The following is a 15,179-nucleotide window of genomic DNA, read 5'->3' as shown; positions in this document are numbered from 1 at the left end:
GGAATCCGGTGAACCACTTCAGCTCTGATCCTGATCCTGATCCTGCTCGTGAGCAGGCAGAAGACGAACGCCTTGTGCTGGCTGCCGCTGGCGGTGATGTCGATGCTTTCGCTGAGCTCGTTCGCAATTATACCAATGCCGTGTGCGCAATTGCATATGATGTTATGCGCGACTATCATCTGGCCCAAGATATTGCGCAGGAAAGCTTCGTTAAGGCTTACCGGTCTTTGCAATCCTTGCAGCAGCCCGGCAAATTCGGCAGTTGGCTATATGCCATCGCGATGAATCTAAGCATTGATTACAAGCGGTCGCAGGCCCGTAAGACCCGGACATACGATCAGCTTGAATCGATGGAAGCTGCGGAGCGGAAGCCTTCAGCGGATGACCGGCTGCTGCAGCAAGAGCTGCGTCTCGACGTCGGGCTGGCACTTGATCATCTTGACGAGACGAGCCGCACAATCCTGTTGTCGTATTACATTAGCGAAATGACGATGCCTGAGATTGCCGGGATGTTGGACATGTCCGTGTCTGCCGTGGAGAGCCGAGTAAGACGCAGCCGCAAGACGCTGCAGTCGAGCCATCTCTCCGCTTATGCCCGTCAATACGGTAACCGCGGCGCCTCCGATAAGCTGGTCATGCGCGTTATGGACCGAATCGTCAAGCAGGCGGGGCAGTTCTATATTCCCGTATCCGACCGAAGCCGGTCGACGGCATGGTTCGTTACGCACCTTGGTCTGTCCTTGGACTCTAACGGCCATGTATGCCTGCCGTCAGGCCAGGCTTTATTCATGGTCCATGTTAGCGATGAAGTACTGGCGGAACGCTCGCAGTCTGCGATACCCGTCTTAGTATTCTCAGTTGAGGATACAGCAGCTTTCTACCAGGCCATAATCGGTCAAGGGATTCGCGCCGTTCGTGAAAGCAGTCCGGAAATGGCGGGAGAGCTTGTCCTGTTCTACGACCCGGACGGAAATTGTTATGGAGCTTGTTCGCCATAAAAATTTTTTCATCTGTGCGACGGTTCTCTGCGATTCCGTTCGTCTATATAGCGATAACCAATGAGGAGGGTTCACTTCAGATGGAGAAGACGACGAATTCACAAGGTCAACAACCGGTGGCTGCATCAAAGCCGCTGGTACAAGGGGTACACTGCAATTACATTCCGGTCGCGGATGTTAAGCAGGCCAAAGAGTGGTACATGCGAGTACTAGGCGTGACTCAAGTTCGGCCGGAAGGCGGGATCGTCGTATTGGGGAACGGACAGTGGCTATTTCTAATCGAGTCCAAGGACCGGCCGAACGCAAACTTTACGACCGACGATTGGAATGAAACCAAAGGCTTCGAGATGTTCTCCCTGACGTTCGCAACGGAAGATATCGTAGCGCTGCACGAATCGTTGAGGCAGCATGGCGCGGAGGTGGAGCCGATCGTTGACTATGGTCCATGCGGGCTGCAATTTTTATTCAAGGACCCGGACGGCAACCGGTTCAACGTGTGGCAGGTCGATCGAGCTTAATCAAATGTAAGTCGAAGGCAAGCGTCTCATGTATAAAAGAGTCAGGTGTATGGCCATCCTGCACAGGGTGGCTCCAATTATTTTTTGAATATTCCTTTACAGGAATATTCCCTATGAGGTATTATGGATTCAACAGGAAGATAATACCCGCTGCGGAAGGAGATGATGTACACTAGAGATCAATAAGCAATGAGGTGACGACATGTCAGGCAATCATTCGGAGATGGATATGACGACGCTGAGCGCCCTGGCTGAGCCGAATCGCATGCATATTGTAGAGCTCTTGCGGGACGGCCCGCTCACCGTAGGGGAGATCGCCGAACGGCTTGGCCTTCGCCAGCCGCAGGCATCGAAGCATTTGAAGGTGCTGAGCGATAACGGGATCTTGGAAGTAAGGGCCGATGCGAACAGGCGGATCTACAAGCTGCGGTCCGAGCCGTTCCAGACGCTGGATTCGTGGCTCAAGTCCTTCCGGCACATCTGGGAAGAACGATTCGATAACTTAGATCAGTATCTGCGCGAGCTGCAGAATAAGGACAAATCATAGATCAATCATGTATGTGAAGTGTGACTTTGAGCTCCGCTCAAAGATCCAGATGTACAAGAGGTGTGACTTTGAGCTCCGCTCAAAGATCCTGATGTTAGGGGGAAGAACAATGACGAACAACGTAATGGCTTCAAGTGTAGAAAACGGACGGGTGCTGGTACTGGAGCGGGTATTCGATGCGCCTCGCGAGCTTGTGTTTCGAATGTTCAAAGAGCCGGAGCATCTGAGCCGTTGGTGGGGACCGAAGGGCTGGGAGCTGCCGGTATGCAAGATCGATTTTCGGCCGGGCGGCGTATGGCACTACTGTATGAAATGCGTGGACCGCAATCAGGGCGATTTCTACGGCATGGAATCATGGGGCAAAGGCGTGTACAAGGAGATCATCGAGCCGGAGAAAATCGTCTATGTCGACTTTTTCTCGGACGCGGAGGGCAACGAGAATCCGGATATGCCTTCGACCGAAGTGACGCTGACGTTCATTGAGCAGGATGGCAAGACGAAGCTGGTTAACCGCGCGGTGTATGTGTCCGAGGAAGCGCTGAAGACGGTTATGGATATGGGGATGCTGGAGGGCATTACCCAGACGTGGGACCGCCTGGACGAGATCGTTCAATCGCTTAAGTAATCAACTCCGCTGGCAGCGGATTACGAAATCATATTGAGGAGAGTGTCAGCCGTGATTAATCAAGTTGGCCAAATCATGCTGTACGTGAACAACCAAGACGAGGCTCGGGACTTCTGGACGGAGAAATTCGGCTTTGCTGTAGTCGGGGAAGAAAGCCACGGTCCTATGAGATGGATCGAGATCGCGCCACAAGGAGCGGCAACGACGATCATTTTGCACAATAAAGAGCTGGTCGCGCAGATGAACCCGGGCATGAACCTCGGAACGCCTTCGCTCATGTTCTTCACGGACAAACTGGATGAATTGTACGCTGATCTCAAGAACAAGGACGTTAAAGTCGGTGATATCGTTGAACTCCCTGGCGGCAAAGTGTTCAACTTCGCGGACAAGGAAGACAACTACTTCGCCGTCATGCAGAAGAAATAGATTCGTTGTGACAAGCACGCAGGACCTCAGCCTCCACCCCGAGTGGAGGCTGGGGTCCTTTCTCATTAAATCGGGAACCGCGGATCTGGGGGCCGTTTCTCCGGCTCCGCTAGCGTGCACGATTCTTTATGGAGGTGAGTGCCTCCCGATTGGAGCTGGAGATCGAGAAAATCGACAATTTGCTGCAGAGAGGCGATTTGATGCTCGATCTTGCGCTTATGCTCCTCCATCATCGAGTACAGTTCCGGATGGCTGCTCAGATCTTCGCCGCGAGATAATTGAAGATAGGGCTTCATGCTTTCCAGCGGCATCCCCGTCTTGCGGAAGCAAGTGATCATTCGCATCGTCTCTACGTCCTCTTGCCGGTAGACGCGATGGCTGTTCGGTTTCCGCTTCGCGCGGGGCAGCAAGCCGATCTTCTCATAATACCGGATGGTGTCCTCCGTCAGCCCCGTCTCGATGGCCGCTCCCTTGACCGTATAGGTTATAGGTTCATCCATAGCTGGCCGCAACCTCCTCATCGTATACGCTCTTTCTATTATCGTACAACTTGGAGCCGACTCCAAGTCAACTGAAATGTTCGGCGCTTGACTTGGAGTCGGCTCCGGGTTGTAGACTGAGCGCATATCGTCAACAACGAAGGAGGAACCGTGCAATGTTAACGAATCGGGAAGGATATACGGCTCTTATTACAGGAGCAAGCAGTGGGATAGGGCTTGAGCTGGCCCGCCGGTTATTGAGTGAGGGGTGGCATGTCATTGCGCTCAACCGTTCGGCGTTTCCCAGCGATGACAGCGCGATACAGGGAGCGGTACGCGGCGGCAATCTGCGGGTTTATCAAGCAGATATGACGGATTTCCGCCAGTTGAAGCAGGCGCTGCAGGCGATACAGGCGCAGGAGACGAGAATCGATGTGCTGTTCAATAACGCGGGCGGGAGTCTGAAAGAACTGCGTTATTCGAAGCAAGGGCGCGAGCTGCATTACGAGCTGCAGACCGTTGCGCCGTATATCGTGTTTATGGAATTGAAGGAGCTGTTATTAAAAGGGGCGCTGCGAACCGTTGTCGGCACGTCTACCAGCGCTTTTGCTACCTTGCGCTCATTCGATCCGGAGATGCTGGAGCGTCCGGTGAAGTTCCGCAAGCTGTTCGGTCCGTACTCCTCGACCAAGCTGGCGCTATCGCTATGGACGCGAGCCATTGCGCCGCAACTCGAACCGGAGGGCATTACAGTAAGAAGCGCGGACCCCGGCGGGAACAACACGATTCGCCAAGGCAATAGCTCGGGGCTGCCGTTTTATTTGAGACCGGTCATGAAGCTGCTGTTCCCTCCGCCAACCCGGGGGGCCGCACTTCTCTATGAGGCGGCGCTCGGTCGGCAGGCGGGTTCGAATGGGGCTTACTTGAAGCAAGGCAAAGTGTCAGAGCTGAAATATACCGAATACGGACGCCGGGTGTTAGATAAGGTGGATGCGATCTATAAGCAGGAATACCGGCAGCTTGCCTGACTCCTCCCTAGAGGGAGAGCTTCTCTTTCAATTCCTGGTCCGACAAGGGTTCGAGCAGGAGCAGTTCTGCGTAAGGATCTCCTTCGATACGAAAATAGTGCGCGAAAGCGGGCTCGGTCTTGAGGCCGAGCCTTTTCAGTCTGCGGATATGTTCTTTTGTGCCGGGATCTGTCATAGCCAATAGCCGGTGCTCAACCGCCATATGCAAGTATCCGTTTTGCTTCATAACAGGCCGGTTCTGTCCGAAGATCTCGATGCAGAAGCCGTCGTATACGAATCCGCATACTGCCGCGTCGCTCTTATCCTGCAGGATTGTCTGACCGATCTCGAACCCCTCATAATGCCGATACAGCTGTTCCAGCCGGTCCGTGAAGCGCATCAGGTCTGGAACCTCGCATAAAATGTCCAAGTCGCTTTCCTCGATGTCGATATCGATCGGAATAGTGCCCGCCAGCAGCGGGGAATAGGCGGACAGGTCCTCGAGGATGTTCAGGCTGGATAAACACCGAAAAGCCTGCTGTTGCCTCTCCGTTCCTCGGTTCAAATAACGGATATCCAGCCAATCGATACTCATAAGCTACGCTCCTGATGGGGCGTACGGAATGCTTCGGCCACTGCGAGGAGCACCAGCTGGTGATCGTTGATGACATAAGCGATTTCTTCGGGCTCGACCCATATTCTTGTCCGGCATTCATTCTCGCGCCGATAAGGCAAACATTCCGCAATGCGGGCCCGGTAAAATAGCTGGTAGCCGATAAGCGGATACTTCCCGTTAGCATCGAACGACGGATTGCCCTCGTGGCTGACTTGAATCGCCCCGATCAGGGACAAGGAATCGCATCGTACGTATCCTTCTTCCATACACTCTCGCGCAAGCGCTTCTTCCGGCGTTTCTCCTTCTTCAATGTGGCCGCCAGGCAGATTGAACCCTCTTGCTGTGACTTGAACAAGAAGAACCTTGCCATGGTCTTCGCATACGCCATGCACGCTTGTCGCCTGCATTTGCTTCCTATCCGGAAGTGCCGAAGCTGCGAACCACGTTAACTGCACGGGATGTCCGCCCCAAGTGACCGTAATCGTTGTCTCCATCGATGAGTACGCCTCCATGCTGATCAAGATAGTATCCGAGATAACTACGGGATGAATTCGATTCGCACTTATGCATCACCTCTCTTAATTGTTCCATAATTATGGCAATTATGTAACGCTTTCAATTCGCTGAGCCGTCCCGGATTCCGCTGTAAAATTTTATTTGATCCTGCGCTTGCACCTGACGCTACGTCATGTTTTATAGTGAAGCTACTGGTGATCCAATAGCATAATCAAACAATATGAGGAGGCGTATGACGATGACAACGGTTGTAGGAACGAACGAAATCATTACGACGCGGGAGCTTGAATTTGCACGGGAGGATGTTTTTAAAGCGTGGACGACCCCGGAGCTGATTGCCCGCTGGTGGGGGCCAGACGGATTCACGAATACGATCCATGAATTCGACCCGAGGCCTGGCGGCGACTGGAGGTTCATCATGCATGGACCGGATGGCACTGACTATTCGAACCATAACGTATTCGTAGAAGTCGTGCCGTACGAGCGGATCGTCATTAAGCATCTGTTTGCCCCGGAGTTTCAAGTTACAGCGACCTTCGAGGAGCGGGGCGGTGCTACGGGCATGATGTTCCATCAAACGTTCAACAAGCCGGAAGAGTTCGAGGCCGTGAAAGGCTACTGCGGCGACGCCAATGAGCAGAACTTGGACCGGCTGCATGCGGTGCTGGCTGGGTTAGCGAAATAAAATGAGGGCTCCTTCGGTCTGGACCGGGGAGCCCCTAAATGTTTAGAGCGGGTTATTTGGCTTTCTTTTTTGTCACAAAAAACCGACATGGCGGAAATATGCAAGATTATTTTATTTGTAATATCTATTAAACTAATTACAACTATATATTAGACCTATAGCAAACAACGGATTATGATAATGGCAAATAAGAGGAGGGATTGCCATTGTCGATATATGAATACCAGGCGCGCTCCGTGGATGGTGCAATTGTTGACTTATCCGTCTATCGCGGTCAAGTTCTGCTTATCGTCAACACCGCCAGCCGATGCGGCTACTCGCGCCAATTCGCCGGGCTTCAGAGCCTGTATGACGATTACCGGGAGCACGGCCTCGAAGTAATCGGATTTCCTTGTAACCAATTTAACGACAAAGAGCCGGGAACCGGCGTTGAGGCCCAGCAGTATTGTGAGCAGAATTTCGGCATTACCTTCCCATTGTTCGAGAAAGTAGAGGTTCGGGGACCAGCCGCGCATCCGCTATTCCAATACCTTGTGGAACAAGCGCCGTTCGAAGGCTTCGACCTGCAGACCGAGAGAGGGCGATGGATGGATCAGTTCCTGCGGGAACAATACCCGGATCTATATTCAGATGATGGGGTGAAGTGGAATTTCTCGAAGTTTCTGATCGACCGGGATGGCCATGTGCGAGGCAGATTCGAGCCGACGATCGAGCCGGCTGATATCGGGCAGGCGATCCGGGAGCTTTTATAAAAGAGAGACTGGACCTGCTGTACAGAAGAATGATGCACCAAACCTTTATACCCATTCTTGGCCTATGATGCGGGAGTGCCGCCTCGTATACTTGTCGTATGAATACGGGAGATGAAGGAGGGGTTGAACGTGAAGATAGAACTGCAGCTTTGCAGTGTCGAAGACAAATTTATTATCAATAATATATACCCGCTGTATTTGCATGATTTGTCCGAGATATGGGAGCGCAAGACGAATCAATATGGTGTTTTCGAAGAGGACGATACCCAGACGTTAGCGGACCAGAACCGGGTATTCGATATATGGTGGGAGCACCCCGGCGTCCTGTTCCCTTATCTCATTAAGGCAGACGGTCTTCCGGCCGGACTTGCTTTTGTCGCGACAGCGCCTTATATGCCATGTCCGGATGATATCGACTACTACTTGAACGAGTTCTTCTTGCTGCGCCATTACCGCGGGAAGGGCGTCGGAGAAGAAGCGCTGAGGCAGCTTTTCAGCCAGCATCCCGGACACTGGGAAATTCACACGAACAAGACAGACCGCAATTCGCGTGCGCAAGGATTCTACAGAAGGACGCTGGCGGTTCTTACGAATGGTGGATTTGCCGAAGAAACCGGTCCTAATCCAGAGGCCGGAGAGATGACTATTTATAGGTTCCGTTATGAGAACGGCGAACAGACGGACACGGCTTTGGATCGGTAGATCCACTACTGAGGCTGCGGCTTAATGCCGCAGTCTTTTGCTTTTGTCCTACAGGATTGTCAGAGGTGTCCATAGAAAATAAAGGTTGGAGGCGATGCTGGATGACCATGAAGGACAAAGTAATCGAAGCTTACAGCAAGCTGGCGAAAGATTACGAGCTGCATGTAGATACGCAGAGCGGGCATAACGCTTACTATGAACGTCCGTCTATGATGAAGCAGATGCCGAGCGATATGAGCGGGCTTAAGGTCTTGGATGCGGGCTGCGCTGCGGGATGGTATACGGAACAGTTCATTCGGTTGGGCGCACAGGTGACGGCAGTCGATTTGAGTCCGGAGATGGCTGAGGCATGCTCAAGGCGGGTCGGCGACCAAGCGAACATATTTGCCTGCGATCTGACGGAGCCTCTCCCGTTCGAAACGGACTCGTTCGACCTTATCGTCAGCTCCTTGACGCTGCACTACATCAGCGATTGGGGACCCACCTTCCGAGAGTTTCAACGTATCTTAAAGCCTGGCGGGAAGCTGATTTATTCCGTTCATCATCCTTTTATGGATTTTACACATTTCGAGCGGCCGGATTATTTTGCGCATGAGCTTCTTTCTGAAGTATGGAACAAGAAGGAGTCGGGTCCGGTCGAAGTGACGTTCTACAGGCGGCCGATTCAAGAGGTGATCAATGCGACGGCGGAGCTGTTCGTGATCGACCGAGTCATTGAGCCGCAGCCCGAAGCGGAGTTGTGGAACAACCCGGATGCGCTGGCATGGTGCAACCGATGGTTCGACCGCCTCTCGATCCGTCCTCACTTTCTAATCGTGAAGGCGAATGCGAGGTAAGTCGCTTAAAGTCAGCATATATGAACCAAGTAAGCTTAAGCGTCCTCACGGGATGCTTATTTTTTTCGTCAGTAGCGAGAAAAATGGCGAATCTTGTCGAAGCCTCTTGGCAATTGTGTCTATTTTGTGACAGTTTCGCGCACCCCCTTACAATTCATTGGCGCTATATTAATCTGTTAACAAGAATAGTAATTTACAGTTAACAGAGGCGAATTGTTCGAATTAGAGGCCGAAGAAACGAATTGGAGGAACGACATGAGGTTTACGATTCGAAGCAAGCTGCTAATCGGTTTCTTATCGGTTGCGTTCTTTGTAACCGCGGTTAACATTACAGCCTATATCTATAACGATAAGGTCAATAAGTCATATAACCATCTCATTGACCAACGGGCGGCTATTCTAAACAAGGTAAAGGATATTCAGTATTTGTCCGTGGAGCAGACGAACAGTTTGAGGGGTTATTTGCTTACAAGTGATGCCGATTTTCTAACCGAGCTTCAGTCTGCTAACGATCAGATGAATCTGCTGACCGGCCAAGCCGAATTTATGATTACCGCACCAGAAGAGATGGAGGCTTTCCAACAGCTCGATGCGACGAATCAAGCGTTCAAGAGCAGCTACGAGCAAGTACTATTGAGTCTGGAACAAAATGACGATCAAGAAGCGGCGTTAGCCTATTTCAGAGACAAGGTCATGCCAATCGGCCAAAAGCTGGGGACGATCTCGAAGTCAATCGCTGATCAACAGCAATTGCTGCTCGATGAGGGCAGGGACGCGAACATCGACATGGTCCAATTTGTTAACCGGACGACTGCAATCCTGACGGTAATCACTTTTATTCTAACCCTGCTAATTGGACTTATACTGTCACACCGCATTACGACCAATTTGTTCAAAATTACGAGTGTCATCACCGGCTTTACTCATGATTCGAAATCGTCGTCCGTGCTTCCGCAGATTGAAGTGCGCACACAGGATGAGATCGGCGACATCGCCCGTTCTTTCAATGAAATGGCGAAGACGCTTAACAAATATTCGGTTCTGGAGCAAGAGCAGCGCTGGCTGGAGACGAACGTTGCGAATTTGGCGACGAAATTTCAAGGTGTTCACAATTTGGAGTCGCTCGCCCAGCTGTTTATTGCGACCATTACGCCGCTTGTCGATGCGAGCTACGGTGTTTTCTATTTGAAGCAGAGCAACGGCCGGCGCCAACAGCTGAACAAGCTGGCGTCTTACGCTTATCAGCAGACGAATATCGGAGCGGAATCTTTTAAGAGCGGGGAAGGCCTAGTCGGGCAAGCCGCCCTCGAAGGCCGGACAATTGTGCTTACCAGTATCCCGGACAACTATATTCAGATCGCCTCCGGGTTAGGCAAGGCTGCGCCGGCCAGTCTGCTCATTATGCCGATTCAATTCGAGGAGCAGGTCGTCGCCGTTATCGAGCTGGCGTCGTTCGGTACATTCAACCCTATCCAGCAGACGCTGCTTCAGCATGTATCGACTCATCTCGGAAGCGTTATCAGCAGCATTTCGGGCCGAATGCAGATCGAGCAGCTGCTCGTGGAGTCGCAGGTGCTGACCGAAGAACTGCAGACGCAGTCGGAAGAGCTCCGGGGAATTAACGAGAAGCTTGAAGAACAGTACCGAAATTCCGAGCAGAAGACGAAAGAGTTAGAGAAGACGAAGAATGAATTGGAGGAGAAGGCGGTACAGCTGGCGCTCAGCTCGCAGTATAAGTCGGAGTTTCTCGCCAACATGTCGCATGAGCTGCGTACACCGCTGAACAGTCTGCTTATTTTATCTAACATACTGACGGAGAACGTAGACGGCAATCTGAACGAGAGCCAGATTAAGTATGCAAGAACGATCCATCATTCGGGCAACGACCTGCTTCAGCTGATTAACGATATTCTCGACCTGTCCAAGGTGGAGTCGGGCAAAATCGATCTCGTCCACGGAACGGTCGGACTGCAGAATATCCAGGAATTTGCTGAGCAGCAGTTCTCGCCGGTCGCCCGCCAGAAGGGCTTGAAGTTTACGACGATGCTGGACCCGAATCTGCCGCCGGCGATCTTCACCGATGAGCAGCGTCTTCTGCAGATCGTCAAAAACCTGTTATCCAACGCCTTCAAATTTACAGAGCGCGGCGAGGTTAAGCTGCATATTCACCGCGCGACTGCGAACTGGCTGAACGGGCACGAGAACCGGGCGGCCATACACAATGGCATCGCGTTTACGATTAGCGATACCGGCATTGGCATTCCGCAGGATAAGCAGAGTCTGATCTTCCAAGCGTTCCAGCAAGCAGACGGGACGACGAACCGCCGTTATGGCGGAACCGGGCTTGGTCTGTCGATCAGCCTGAATATGGCGCATCTTCTCCATGGCGACATTATCGTGAATAGCGTGGTCGGCAAAGGCAGTGTCTTCTCGTTCATTCTGCCATGCGAGGAGTGGAAGGAAGCAGGCGATTCCGGCAGTCTGCATCAGGAAATTGCAGCAGCCGATGCGAGTGCTACAACGTTGGCAGACCCGTATGACGCTGATGCTGAATTCAACGGGGCTTCATGGGAAGGCCGAAAAATATTGATCGTCGACGACGACATGCGGAATATATATGCTACGACAATTGCACTGGAGAGCCGGAATGCGACCGTGCTATTCGCCGAGAACGGAATTTCTTGCTTGAATGTGCTTAAGGATCACCCGGACGTAGATCTCGTGCTCATGGATATCATGTTGCCGGAGATGGACGGTTACGAGACGATGCGTACGCTGCGGACAATGCCGGCCTTCGAGTCGCTGCCGATCATCGCACTCACGGCCAAGGCAATGAAGGACGACAAAGACAAATGCATCGAAGCCGGCGCATCCGACTATATCAGTAAACCGGTCAAGCTGGAGCAGCTGTTCGCCCGTATCCATCAATGGCTTAATAGATAGAGGTGGTCACCCATATTGTGTATGAATGACAATGAACCAATTGACGAGCTGGAGCAGATCGAGATCGAGCTGCTGCTAGAGGCGCTTTACCGGCATTACGGCGTTGACTTCCGGAACTATGTCATGTCGACGATCCGCCGGCGGATATGGCATCGCATGAGGGCCGAACACTTAAAGACGGTCTCCGGCTTGCAGGAGAAGGTGCTGCATGACCGCAGAGTGTTCAAGCGGCTTTCCGACGACTTTTCGATTAATGTGACGGAACTGTTCCGCGACCCGAGCTTCTTTAGAGCGTTCAGACGTACGGTCGTTCCGCATTTGAAAGGCTATCCCCTCATTCGGATTTGGCATGCGGGTTGCTCCACGGGCGAGGAAGCGTATGCGATGGCGATCTTGCTGCATGAGGAAGGGCTGCTTGCGAAGACAAGAATTTATGCGACGGATATGAACGAGGGGGTACTTGAAGATGCGAAGCAGGAATCGTTCCCGCTCGATCGAATGGAGTCGTATGCCCGTAATTATGAATTGGCGGGCGGCAAGAAGTCGCTAGAAGAATACATATCCGTCACCGGCGGCCGTGCGGAGTTCCGTCCGTTCCTCGGAGAGAGGATTACCTTTGCTCAGCATAATCTGGCCGTGGACGAGTCCTTCAACGAGTTCCATGTTATTTTGTGCCGGAATGTGATGATCTACTTCAATACCCATTTGCAAACCCGCGTTCATGAATTGTTCCATCAAAGCTTATCGCCGTCCGGATTTCTAGGATTGGGACATCGAGAGAGCATCACCTTTACGAGCTTTACAGATTGTTACAAGGAGATGGAACCGAATGAGAAGCTATACCGCAAGGTCAAATAGCGCGGCGTCGCAAGTGAACATCTTGATGGTGGATGATCGGCCCGAAAACTTAATCGCGCTCGAAGCGATTCTCAACGCGCCTAATTACCGGTTGTTTCGCGCGCACTCCGGCGAGGAGGCACTGCGTCATGTGCTCACGAATGACTTCGCTGTCATTCTGCTGGACGTTCAGATGCCGGGTATGAATGGCTTCGAGACGGCAAAGCTTATTAAGATGAGAGAGCGGTCGAAATACGTTCCAATTATTTTTATCACGGCCATTAGTCAGGCGGCGGAGCATGTGAAGCACGGCTATGAAGTCGGCGCTATTGATTATATATTCAAACCGTTCCATCCGGAGACGCTCAAGATGAAGATCGAAGCGTTCGTCCAAATGTATCAGTACCAGGAGCGGATTAAGCTTCAGAATGAACTGCTGAAGGTAATCGGAGAGACATCGAACGATATGATCGTAACGGTCGACGAGCAAGGCATGATATCGTCGCTGAATCCGGTTGTCGTCTCCATGTTCGGTTATTCGCCGGATATGCTGATCGGGCAGCCGGTCGATTGCATTGTACCTGCGCTGTCCTCCGTGCTGCTCAGCGATACGAGCGGCGTAACCAAGCTGATCGAGACGACGGCTGTTCGCCAAGACGGGACCCCGTTCCCCGTCGACGTTCAGGCCGGGAAGGCGAGCATTGTCGGACAGGAGCTGTACGTCTGCTCCATCCGGGATGTAACCGACCGCAAGATGATGGAGGAAGAGCGGTTCCGCCAAATTTTCGATACGACGCCATGCCTCATTGCCTTAAGATCGATGAAGGATAAGCGGTACATTAACGTGAATGAGAGTCTTCTGAACGCGACCGGTTTCCTTAAAGACGAGATTGTGAATCATACGGCCGATCTCATTCAATACATCGTGGACACGGATGACCGAGACCAGGCTGCGGGGCGCCATGATCCGTGGGGACCGGCCCGTAATGTGCGCATACGGTATATGACGAAGTCGGGCGATCTGCGAGAAGGCTTGCTGTCGAACGAAGTGATGCACATTCGCGGCGAGGAGCATCTGCTTAGCGTTGTGACAGACATATCGGAGCGCATATTCCTGGAGAAAGAGATGGTCCGTCTCGACCGGCTTAATTTGACAGGAGAAATGGCGGCCGGTATCGTCCACGAGATCCGGAATCCGATGACGACAGTGCGCGGTTTTCTGCAATTGTCCAAAAATAATCCTTCGAGCGAATATACCGACATCATGATCGAAGAACTCGACCGGGTGCACAGCATCGTCACCGAGTTTCTGGCCGTGGGCGCTCAAGCGCCGACAAGCCGCAAGTCGAAGCAAATCAACACCATAATCGAAACGTTGTTCCCGCTTATTCAATCGAAGGCGATGACTGGCAACCACGATATAGCGCTTGAACTGAGCGAATGCCCGCCGATTCAATTGGACGAGAAGGAGATTCGGCAGTTGGTGCTGAATCTGGTGCTGAACGGGTTGGACGCGATGCCGACGGGCGGCACGATTACACTCAAGACTTACGCTGACGATAAGCAGGTCGTCATGGAAGTTATCGATCAAGGCAGCGGCATTAAGGAAGAGTTTCTAGAGAAGCTCGGGACGCCGTTCTTCAGCACGAAGGCGAGCGGTACTGGCCTCGGTCTGTCGGTCTGCTACGGCATTGCCGAGCGGCATGGCGCCGTCATCAAGGTGCAGACGAGCAGCAGGGGCACGACGTTCTTTGTTCATTTTGATTTGAGCGGTTAGAGAAGAAGCCATCCCGTGCGGGATGGCTTTTTCGTTTAGGCGAAAAAACGTAACAATTGTCTGAACGGGAGCCGGTCATACTATTTTATAATTTAATAAGGGATCGAATGGTTCGGTTCTTGTTCTGCGCATGTTGGTAATGCGTGTTGGTAAGAAGGAAGGTGACAAGATGGCTGGACGGAGGAAGACGTATTTCTGCTTGGTGTTGGCAGCGGTTCTATTGACCGTATATACCGTATACGCCAACTTTATAGATGATCCTAGTGCCGAGCGGTTTCTGAGCCACAAGACGGCTATCAAACGAGTGTTGAATTTAGATGCTTGGCTGCCGGTTATGCGGATTCACGTTGTGTTTGCCTGTTTGTGCATGATTGCCGGTATGATCAACTTCTCGTCGGCGGTCTATAAGAACCATCGCAAGTTTCATCGCATGAACGGGTATTTGTATGTGGTTTCGGTGATGCTCGTCGGCCTCACATCTGGATATATGGCCCCTTATGCAACGGGAGGAAGGGTCACGAGCATTCCATTCAATATGTTGAATATCATCTGGGCGGCCATGACCGTTATAGCCGTGATCAAGATCAAGAAGAAGCAAGTAAATGCGCACCGTAATTGGATGACGAGAAGCTACTTGTTCGTCTTCACGAACTTATTGATCCATCTGTTCACGAACCTCCTTCAAGAAGTAAGCGGATTGTCATATATAACGAGCTATACGGCTTCCGTATACGGCTCGATTCTAATGCTTCTGCTGGCTGGTGAGCTTATCGTGCGCAGGCGGCAGGTCCGGTGATATTTCCTGGGCAATATTGGATTTTTATAGCACATAGGTGCCATTATTGGTGCCGAAAGGCACCTAAGTGAGGCAGAACCGGGGATCGGTGCTGAGATAGGTGTCGAAAAGCACCTAAG

Annotated in this window: 17 protein-coding genes; 14 read left to right on the top strand and 3 right to left on the bottom strand. The window is 52.0% G+C overall.

The window, feature by feature from the left end; genetic code table 11:
• The first annotated feature begins 8 nt into the window (after positions 1 to 8).
• From PKO01S_RS03180 to PKO01S_RS03160, 5 genes are all read left to right on the top strand, one after another.
• A complete protein-coding gene (locus PKO01S_RS03180; protein ID WP_164779457.1) occupies positions 9 to 998 on the top strand; it encodes a sigma-70 family RNA polymerase sigma factor in 990 nt (329 codons plus the stop codon).
• A gap of 80 nt (positions 999 to 1,078) precedes the next feature.
• Positions 1,079 to 1,516, top strand: a complete 438-nt coding sequence (locus PKO01S_RS03175) for a VOC family protein (RefSeq protein WP_127529854.1) — start codon at positions 1,079 to 1,081, stop codon at positions 1,514 to 1,516.
• A 202-nt stretch (positions 1,517 to 1,718) separates the two neighbouring features.
• The gene (locus PKO01S_RS03170; protein WP_127529853.1) at positions 1,719 to 2,063 is read left to right on the top strand and encodes an ArsR/SmtB family transcription factor; all 345 of its coding nucleotides are present in this window, start codon (positions 1,719 to 1,721) and stop codon (positions 2,061 to 2,063) included.
• A 109-nt stretch (positions 2,064 to 2,172) separates the two neighbouring features.
• Positions 2,173 to 2,688, top strand: coding sequence for an SRPBCC domain-containing protein (locus tag PKO01S_RS03165; RefSeq protein ID WP_127529852.1), 516 nt, complete (start codon positions 2,173 to 2,175; stop codon positions 2,686 to 2,688).
• A 51-nt stretch (positions 2,689 to 2,739) separates the two neighbouring features.
• Positions 2,740 to 3,114 carry a VOC family protein gene (locus PKO01S_RS03160; RefSeq protein WP_127529851.1) on the top strand — a complete coding sequence of 125 codons (375 nt, stop codon included), beginning with the start codon at positions 2,740 to 2,742 and terminating at the stop codon, positions 3,112 to 3,114.
• A 65-nt stretch (positions 3,115 to 3,179) separates the two neighbouring features.
• On the opposite strand, the gene PKO01S_RS03155 is transcribed toward PKO01S_RS03160, so the two are convergent.
• Positions 3,180 to 3,614: a MerR family transcriptional regulator gene (locus PKO01S_RS03155; protein WP_127529850.1), complete on the bottom strand. Its 435-nt coding sequence runs from the start codon at positions 3,612 to 3,614 to the stop codon at positions 3,180 to 3,182.
• 155 nt (positions 3,615 to 3,769) lie between these two features.
• Here PKO01S_RS03155 and PKO01S_RS03150 point away from each other — a divergent pair, with 155 nt between their 5' ends.
• Positions 3,770 to 4,621 (top strand): SDR family NAD(P)-dependent oxidoreductase, encoded by an 852-nt coding sequence (locus tag PKO01S_RS03150; protein ID WP_127529849.1) that lies wholly within the window; start codon positions 3,770 to 3,772, stop codon positions 4,619 to 4,621.
• Between the two features lie 7 nt (positions 4,622 to 4,628).
• Here the strand turns inward: PKO01S_RS03150 and PKO01S_RS03145 are convergent, their stop codons facing one another.
• Positions 4,629 to 5,195 (bottom strand): DUF4269 domain-containing protein, encoded by a 567-nt coding sequence (locus PKO01S_RS03145; protein ID WP_127529848.1) that lies wholly within the window; start codon positions 5,193 to 5,195, stop codon positions 4,629 to 4,631.
• Positions 5,192 to 5,710, bottom strand: coding sequence for an NUDIX domain-containing protein (locus PKO01S_RS03140; protein ID WP_127529847.1), 519 nt, complete (start codon positions 5,708 to 5,710; stop codon positions 5,192 to 5,194). Before PKO01S_RS03140 ends, PKO01S_RS03145 begins: the two co-directional genes overlap by 4 nt.
• A gap of 260 nt (positions 5,711 to 5,970) precedes the next feature.
• On the opposite strand from PKO01S_RS03140, the gene PKO01S_RS03135 reads away from it, so the two are divergent.
• The 8 genes from PKO01S_RS03135 (at position 5,971) to PKO01S_RS03100 (ending at position 15,060) form a co-directional block, all read left to right on the top strand.
• Positions 5,971 to 6,417, top strand: a complete 447-nt coding sequence (locus tag PKO01S_RS03135; protein WP_127529846.1) for an SRPBCC family protein — start codon at positions 5,971 to 5,973, stop codon at positions 6,415 to 6,417.
• Between the two features lie 206 nt (positions 6,418 to 6,623).
• Complete coding sequence (locus tag PKO01S_RS03130) at positions 6,624 to 7,169, top strand: glutathione peroxidase (protein WP_127529845.1); 546 nt, start codon at positions 6,624 to 6,626, stop codon at positions 7,167 to 7,169.
• A 129-nt stretch (positions 7,170 to 7,298) separates the two neighbouring features.
• Positions 7,299 to 7,871, top strand: a complete 573-nt coding sequence (locus PKO01S_RS03125) for a GNAT family N-acetyltransferase (RefSeq protein WP_127529844.1) — start codon at positions 7,299 to 7,301, stop codon at positions 7,869 to 7,871.
• A 107-nt stretch (positions 7,872 to 7,978) separates the two neighbouring features.
• Positions 7,979 to 8,707: a class I SAM-dependent methyltransferase gene (locus PKO01S_RS03120; RefSeq protein ID WP_127530050.1), complete on the top strand. Its 729-nt coding sequence runs from the start codon at positions 7,979 to 7,981 to the stop codon at positions 8,705 to 8,707.
• A gap of 255 nt (positions 8,708 to 8,962) precedes the next feature.
• On the top strand, positions 8,963 to 11,650 hold the full coding sequence (locus PKO01S_RS03115) for a response regulator (RefSeq protein WP_127529843.1): 2,688 nt from the start codon (positions 8,963 to 8,965) through the stop codon (positions 11,648 to 11,650).
• 21 nt (positions 11,651 to 11,671) lie between these two features.
• Complete coding sequence (locus PKO01S_RS03110; protein WP_127530049.1) at positions 11,672 to 12,508, top strand: CheR family methyltransferase; 837 nt, start codon at positions 11,672 to 11,674, stop codon at positions 12,506 to 12,508.
• Positions 12,480 to 14,264 (top strand): PAS domain S-box protein, encoded by a 1,785-nt coding sequence (locus PKO01S_RS03105; RefSeq protein WP_127529842.1) that lies wholly within the window; start codon positions 12,480 to 12,482, stop codon positions 14,262 to 14,264. Before PKO01S_RS03110 ends, PKO01S_RS03105 begins: the two co-directional genes overlap by 29 nt.
• 169 nt (positions 14,265 to 14,433) lie before the next feature.
• Positions 14,434 to 15,060 carry a DUF2306 domain-containing protein gene (locus tag PKO01S_RS03100; protein WP_127529841.1) on the top strand — a complete coding sequence of 209 codons (627 nt, stop codon included), beginning with the start codon at positions 14,434 to 14,436 and terminating at the stop codon, positions 15,058 to 15,060.
• Positions 15,061 to 15,179: the final 119 nt, after the last annotated feature.

The sequence above is a fragment of the Paenibacillus kobensis NBRC 15729 genome, from assembly GCF_004000825.1.
GTDB classification, from domain to species: Bacteria; Bacillota; Bacilli; order Paenibacillales; family Paenibacillaceae; genus Paenibacillus_T; species Paenibacillus_T kobensis.
Note: the sequence above shows the minus strand (reverse complement) of the source record. Positions and strands in the feature narration are given on the sequence as shown.

Excerpts from the sequence above, each read along its gene's own strand:
- PKO01S_RS03170 (WP_127529853.1), top strand. The coding sequence starts at position 1,719 with ATGTCAGGCAATCATTCGGAGATGGATATGACGACGCTGAGCGCCCTG.
- PKO01S_RS03135 (WP_127529846.1), top strand. The coding sequence starts at position 5,971 with ATGACAACGGTTGTAGGAACGAACGAAATCATTACGACGCGGGAGCTT.
- PKO01S_RS03155 (WP_127529850.1), bottom strand. The coding sequence starts at position 3,614 with ATGGATGAACCTATAACCTATACGGTCAAGGGAGCGGCCATCGAGACG.
- PKO01S_RS03140 (WP_127529847.1), bottom strand. The coding sequence starts at position 5,710 with ATGGAGACAACGATTACGGTCACTTGGGGCGGACATCCCGTGCAGTTA.
- PKO01S_RS03150 (WP_127529849.1), top strand. The coding sequence starts at position 3,770 with ATGTTAACGAATCGGGAAGGATATACGGCTCTTATTACAGGAGCAAGC.
- PKO01S_RS03165 (WP_127529852.1), top strand. The coding sequence starts at position 2,173 with ATGACGAACAACGTAATGGCTTCAAGTGTAGAAAACGGACGGGTGCTG.
- PKO01S_RS03120 (WP_127530050.1), top strand. The coding sequence starts at position 7,979 with ATGAAGGACAAAGTAATCGAAGCTTACAGCAAGCTGGCGAAAGATTAC.
- PKO01S_RS03175 (WP_127529854.1), top strand. The coding sequence starts at position 1,079 with ATGGAGAAGACGACGAATTCACAAGGTCAACAACCGGTGGCTGCATCA.
- PKO01S_RS03100 (WP_127529841.1), top strand. The coding sequence starts at position 14,434 with ATGGCTGGACGGAGGAAGACGTATTTCTGCTTGGTGTTGGCAGCGGTT.
- PKO01S_RS03115 (WP_127529843.1), top strand. The coding sequence starts at position 8,963 with ATGAGGTTTACGATTCGAAGCAAGCTGCTAATCGGTTTCTTATCGGTT.
- PKO01S_RS03110 (WP_127530049.1), top strand. The coding sequence starts at position 11,672 with ATGAATGACAATGAACCAATTGACGAGCTGGAGCAGATCGAGATCGAG.
- PKO01S_RS03145 (WP_127529848.1), bottom strand. The coding sequence starts at position 5,195 with ATGAGTATCGATTGGCTGGATATCCGTTATTTGAACCGAGGAACGGAG.
- PKO01S_RS03105 (WP_127529842.1), top strand. The coding sequence starts at position 12,480 with ATGAGAAGCTATACCGCAAGGTCAAATAGCGCGGCGTCGCAAGTGAAC.